The 5138-nt window shown below is 54.2% G+C and carries 5 protein-coding genes and 2 pseudogenes; 1 reads left to right on the forward strand and 6 read right to left on the reverse strand.

From position 1 onward, the window contains the following. From DW088_RS15490 to DW088_RS16485, 6 genes and pseudogenes are all read right to left on the reverse strand, one after another. Positions 1-484 (reverse strand): DUF4300 family protein (locus DW088_RS15490; RefSeq protein ID WP_147356591.1); only part of this gene is annotated, 484 nt, incomplete at its 3' end. A 271-nt stretch (positions 485-755) separates the two neighbouring features. After that, a complete protein-coding gene (hcp, locus tag DW088_RS15495; protein WP_199720457.1) occupies positions 756-2354 on the reverse strand; it encodes a hydroxylamine reductase in 1599 nt (532 codons plus the stop codon). A gap of 23 nt (positions 2355-2377) precedes the next feature. After that, a complete protein-coding gene (locus DW088_RS15500; protein WP_118361984.1) occupies positions 2378-3067 on the reverse strand; it encodes a DUF2249 domain-containing protein in 690 nt (229 codons plus the stop codon). A 4-nt stretch (positions 3068-3071) separates the two neighbouring features. After that, on the reverse strand, positions 3072-3329 hold the full coding sequence (locus tag DW088_RS15505; protein ID WP_118361986.1) for a DUF2249 domain-containing protein: 258 nt from the start codon (positions 3327-3329) through the stop codon (positions 3072-3074). A 25-nt stretch (positions 3330-3354) separates the two neighbouring features. Beyond that, positions 3355-3465 (reverse strand): annotated as a pseudogene (locus tag DW088_RS15510) (rubredoxin); the annotation flags it as partial. A 174-nt stretch (positions 3466-3639) separates the two neighbouring features. Beyond that, positions 3640-3777: pseudogene (locus tag DW088_RS16485) on the reverse strand (ATP-binding protein); the annotation flags it as partial. An 84-nt stretch (positions 3778-3861) separates the two neighbouring features. Here DW088_RS16485 and DW088_RS15520 point away from each other — a divergent pair. Next, complete coding sequence (locus tag DW088_RS15520; protein WP_118361990.1) at positions 3862-4557, forward strand: Crp/Fnr family transcriptional regulator; 696 nt, start codon at positions 3862-3864, stop codon at positions 4555-4557. Positions 4558-5138 lie beyond the last annotated feature (581 nt).

Genomic DNA, 5138 nt, shown 5'->3' on the forward strand with positions numbered 1-5138 from the left:
TGCTTCCGCCCAGCGCATCGGGATCTGTTTTCAGCGCTTCCTCGTCCGCAAACAGCACATCTTCACCGGAATTGATTTGAGCGTCTGCGCTCACGGAGAGGAAATCCCCAAACAGGTTCATGGCGGTGATCCGGCAGTTATAGCCCGGAAACGTCCCGTTCTTCGCCGTCCATTCGTCCTGCATGGTATAAGGGTCGTATTTCGTATACAGCAGCTCCGCTTCCTCAAAGCCATCCGTAAGCCATTCCTGCTTCACGATGTCATTAAAGCGGTCCACACGGCGGAAAAAGCCCTGAATACGCCCATCTGACACGCCTGCGTCGGAGAGCAGCTCCTGCAAAAGCTCCCTCGAACCACTGTCGTTCAGGTTCGTGTATTCAATTTTTTCCAATGCCGGACGCTGCTCGACTGCGCCGCAGCCTGCAAGTACGGCGGCAATAAGCACAACACATATAATAAAAGTGATTTTCCATCGTGATCTCATAGTTCTAATCTGTCCTTTCTTTGGCGATTGCTCGATTTGCTAAGGTTATTATAGCACCGGATCATAAAACCTATGTTAAGATATACAAAGTGTTGCGGCTTTTGCAGCAAGCAACTTTCCTCACATCTCCAGTTGTTCTGCCATGAGAAGCATTATCTGGTGCAGGCGGTGTGTAGGAGTATCGAAGCAAAGAACCAAAAAAACGCTCATGATTGCTTTCAATAAAGTGCGGCTGCGGAGATGTTCCTCTCCGCAGCCGCATTACGGTTTGTCAGCGCTTCAGCAGCACCTTCAGATCCTCTTCCGGGGTAGTGATGGGAGCAATACCGAAATTCTCTACAAGGTAGTTCAGCACATTGGGCGAGACAAATGCCGGCAGCGTGGGGCCAAGACGGATATTCTTAATGCCCAGATACAGCAGCGTCAGCAGGATACACACTGCCTTCTGCTCATACCACGAAAGCACCAGAGACAGAGGCAGGTCGTTGACCCCGCAGCCAAAGGCATCCGCCAAGGCCAGCGCGATTTTGACAGCACCGTAAGCGTCGTTGCACTGGCCTACATCCATGAGTCGAGGCAGACCGCCGATGGTCCCAAGATCCAGGTCGTTGAAGCGGAATTTGCCGCAGGCCAGCGTCAGCACCACAGTGTCGGCCGGCGTCTGCTTGACAAACTCGGTGTAGTAGTTCCGTCCGGGGCGGGCTCCGTCACAGCCGCCGACCAGGAAAAAGTGCCGGATAGCGCCGCTCTTTACCGCCTCGATCACCTGATCCGCCACGCCAAGCACCGCGCCATGACCGAATCCGGTCATGACCGTGCCGCCGCCGTTGATACCGGTGAACGGCTTGTCCTCGTTGTAGCCGCCAAGCTCCAATGCCTTTTCGATGACAGGGGTAAAGTCCTTATCCTCGCCGATGTGCGTCAGTTCCGGGTAGGATACCACCGCCGTGGTGAACACGCGGTCGGCGTAGCTTGCTTTCGGCGGCATCAGGCAATTGGTGGTAAACAGCACCGGCGCGGGGATGTCGGCAAATTCTCTTTGCTGATTCTGCCACGCCGTGCCGAAGTTGCCCTTGAGATGGGCATATTTTTTCAGTTCAGGATAGCCGTGGGCAGGCAGCATTTCGCCATGGGTGTAGATGTTGACGCCTTTACCCTCGGTCTGCTCCAGCAGCAGCTTCAGGTCGTGGAGGTCGTGGCCTGTGATGACGATGAACGGCCCCTTCTCCACCGTCAGCGGGACAGTGGCAGGCGCAGGCGTACCGTAGCTTTCGGTGTTGGCCTTATCCAGCAACGCCATACACTTGAGGTTTTTCTCGCCCACCTCCATGACGATGGGCAGCAGCGCATCCATGCCCCAGTCCTCGCCCACAGCAAAGAGTGCCTTGGCGAAAAAGCGGTTTACTTCCTCATCGACATAGCCCAGTACCATGGCGTGATGGGCATACGCCGACATACCACGCACACCGAAAAGGATGAGAGATTTGAGGCTGCGAATATCCTCCTGCGCGTTCCAGAGCAAATTCATATCATAATCATCATCCCGCCCACAGCGAGAGCCGCAGCCAGAGCAGTTTGGTGCCAGTCGTTCCCTTTCCGCGTGCACCTGTTCGATCAACTCGCGAATGGTCTTTTCGTTGAAGTTCACATTAGTGACGGTGGTGAACAGTCCCTCGATCATCAGCCGCCATGTATCGGCATTGACTGGTGTATCGGCGTCCGTGGCTCTTGCCAGCCCAATGAGCGCGCCCGTCAGCTCGTCCTGAAGTTCCGCTACATCGGCGGTCTTGCCGCAGACACCAGCCTTACCGGTACAGCCGGTACAACCCGCTGTCTGCTCGCACTGAAAGCAAAACATTTTGTTATCCATTGTCGTTCGTCTCCTTCTACTTTTTAGTTCAGAACCTGCATTTCCAGGTTCTTCTCTCCGAATTTCTCGCGCAGCATGTTGCAGATCTCATCCCGGGACTTGCCCTGCTTCTCACCGTTTTTAATGAGCTTATATGCCTGAAACAGCGCCGAGGGGCCGATCTCACTGCTGAAAAAGCCGATGCCCTGATTCCATGCCAGCAGCTCGAACACATCGTCCAGAGCTGCGCTTTCCACGCCATAGATATATGCCTTTACCAGTTCCCGCGCCGCCTGCCTCATCCGGCCCGCGCCCACAGCATTGGTCAGGGACAGCAGCAGCCGCGTTTCGTAGGGAAGCGTGCGCTTCTCGCTCTGCCATGTGGTTTCCCAGAAATCCACGGCGATTTGCCCCAGCTTTTCGTCAATCATGGGATAGTGCAAAAGAGCCAGCGGCTTGAAGGGAGCGGAGCTGTCGCCTTCCTTCTTCTCTGTGCGGCAGAACCAAACATGGAACTCCGCCTCACCCCGCTGCTCGGTGTGATGCTCGTAGCCCAAGTCCTCCATGACAGCGTACAGCGGATGCGGCTCAAAGGTCTGGATGATGTGTAATCCTTCGCCCACCTCCAACGCTTCGGCTCGTTTCTTCAGCCCTTCAAAAAAGCTGCCCTGTATATGGCGCACATCCATGGTCTGAAACCCCTGCGCATTGTCCTTCCAATTCTCGTAGCTCATACAGCTATTCTCCTTTCCTCACCCGATAAAACCAGACGTGGTATTCGCTGCCGCTCACCTTCTCCGTGTGATGCTCAAAGCCCATAAGGGCCAGCACCGGGTACAGGGGGACAGGCTCGAAGGTCTGGATGATATGCAGTCCTTCGCCGTTTTTCAGCGCGGCAGCCTTTGCCTTCAACGCGGGGAAAAAGTCTATCTTTTTGCCCCTCACGTCCATCACTTCGAGTGTGCCGATTTTGTCCTTCCAGTTTTCGTAGCTCATCGTCTTTACTCCTTTTATAGAAAGCTCATGCACTCTCGAAGCTGTCCTTACCCACGCCACACAGTGGGCATTCAAAGTCCTCCGACACCTCGCTCCAGGGCGTTCCGGGGGCGATGCCGCCCTCTGGACAACCTGCGCTCTCGTCATATTATCAACCGCAAAGACTGCATATATACTTCATTGTACTTCTTCCTTCCTTTTTCTAATGATTTTGTTATTCTTCCACCAGCCGGCCGTCCACTGTTACGGTGACCACCTGCCACGGAATGAATTTTCCGCTCTGCTGGAGCGCCTTTTTCGCCGCCAGTTCCAGCCCGCCGCAGCAGTCGTCCCGCATCAGCCGCGCCTTGCCGTCCATCATGGCGACGGCGCCCTCGTGGCAGGCTGCGGCGCAGGCGCCGCAGCCGTTGCATTTATCTTGATCAATTTCAATGATTCTCCGTTTCATCGCAAGACCCCCTTGCTTTTGTGGTTTGATTATAATAGAATTAAATCAACAAGTCGGTTGAATTTTCAACGAAAGAGGATTTTTATGAAAGAATTTTTCCCGTTACTTCATACGGCGGCGCTTTTCTCCGGCATTTCCGACGATGAGCTTGCCGCCATGCTCTCCTGCCTTGGGGCGAGGATCGACACCTTCCCCAAAGGCTCCCGCCTGCTCCGCGCCGGAGACGCGGTGGATGAAGTGGGGCTTGTGCTGGCAGGCAGCGCCCTCATCGTGCAGGAGGATATCTGGGGAAACCGCAACATCCTCTCCAAGACCGGGCCGGGGCAGACCTTCGCGGAGGTGTTCGCCTGCGCGCCGGGGGCAGTGCTGAATGTGAGCGTGGAGGCGGAGAGCACGGTGACGGTGATGTTTCTGCATATAAGACGCGTTTTGAGCGTGTGCCCCTCCGCCTGCTCCCACCATAGCCGGATCATCCGCAACCTGCTGGGCGAACTGGCAGAGAAGAACCTGCGGCTCAACGAAAAGCTCACCCACATGGGCCAGCGCACAACGCGGGCAAAGCTGATGTCCTATTTTTCCGCCGAGGCGCAGCGCCGGGGTGTCTATGAATTCGACATTCCATTCTCCCGCCAGCAGCTTGCGGATTATCTCGGCGTGGAGCGCAGTGGACTGTCGCTGGAGCTTGGAAAAATGCGGGATGAGGGCCTGCTTGACTTTCATAAAAGTCACTTTCTTCTCCAGGCGCCAGAGACGGACGGCCTTCCTCCTTCTGCGCGTTAAGAATCTCCCCTTCAAGCCCCCTTTGGGCGTATTGGAAAGTGCGGATACACCGGGCCGCCACGGAGCGTTGGGCTTTTGCAGGCTATGGTCTGCAGAGATTGGCAGGACAGCGTCAGCTCGTACAATCTGATTTGATTATACCCACAGCCGCTTTGGCTGTGGGTATTTTCTGTTTGAACTTCAAAAGCTTTGCAGAAGGCAAGGAGCCTAATGCCAAATTCAGCATGTCACCAACTATGAGGAAAACATCTTTTAGAGGAAGGTCAAAAGGTTCGACAGGGAAGATAAACAGTGTCCTTTTGCGATGCCGCTTCCGAAAGGTTGCGGCTTCGCCCCTTAACGAAGACTTTAAGTTAAATCTGTTATACTGCTGCAGTCCCCTCAAAAATACAGACAGGAGAAAAAATTGACCGTATGATGAAAAAAAGATATCTCGCTATTCCCATTCTTGCAATCGCACTACATTTTTTGCTATCCAATCTATTATATTTCCTTGTGGAAAGACTTGTTCTGGATGTTTTTCATATCCCCCCGCAGCAATTTATGAAATACTCATATTGGGGCGAGATTTTGATCTACGC

This window comes from Butyricicoccus sp. AM05-1, assembly GCF_003474415.1.
Taxonomy (GTDB): Bacteria; Bacillota; Clostridia; order Oscillospirales; family Butyricicoccaceae; genus Agathobaculum; species Agathobaculum butyriciproducens.

Bases quoted from the DNA above. Each gene is read 5' to 3' on its own strand.
- hcp (WP_199720457.1), bottom strand. From the start codon at position 2,354: ATGGATAACAAAATGTTTTGCTTTCAGTGCGAGCAGACAGCGGGTTGT.
- DW088_RS15505 (WP_118361986.1), bottom strand. From the start codon at position 3,329: ATGAGCTACGAAAACTGGAAGGACAAAATCGGCACACTCGAAGTGATG.
- DW088_RS15520 (WP_118361990.1), top strand. From the start codon at position 3,862: ATGAAAGAATTTTTCCCGTTACTTCATACGGCGGCGCTTTTCTCCGGC.
- DW088_RS15500 (WP_118361984.1), bottom strand. From the start codon at position 3,067: ATGAGCTACGAGAATTGGAAGGACAATGCGCAGGGGTTTCAGACCATG.